Here is a 233-nt window from a genome sequence, read left to right as displayed (position 1 = left end):
ACGAAGGTGCCGAGCAGCGCCGGGGTGAGCACCGGCAGGCCGATATGCCGCCAGAACTGCCAGCCGCTGGCGCCGAGCAGCGAAGCCGATTCGCGCCAGTCTTCACGCAATGCGTCGAAGGCCGGGTAGAGCAGCAGCACGCCCAGCGGAATCTGGAAGTAGGTGTAGAGAATGATCAGGCCGGTCTTGGAATACAGGTTGAAGTCCTGAATGATCCCGGCCTGCTTGAGCAT

At 62.2% G+C, this 233-nt stretch carries 1 protein-coding gene; it reads right to left on the bottom strand.

Features of this window, described 5'->3' with window-relative positions; all coding sequences use genetic code 11:
* Positions 1-233, bottom strand: a 233-nt coding sequence (locus SB764_RS44885; RefSeq protein WP_410867421.1) for an ABC transporter permease subunit, incomplete at both ends; no start/stop codon positions are given.

It is taken from the genome of Paraburkholderia sp. SIMBA_027 (genome assembly GCF_046535315.1).
Taxonomy (GTDB): domain Bacteria; phylum Pseudomonadota; class Gammaproteobacteria; order Burkholderiales; family Burkholderiaceae; genus Paraburkholderia; species Paraburkholderia tropica.
This window is presented reverse-complemented; position numbering and strand designations above follow the sequence as displayed.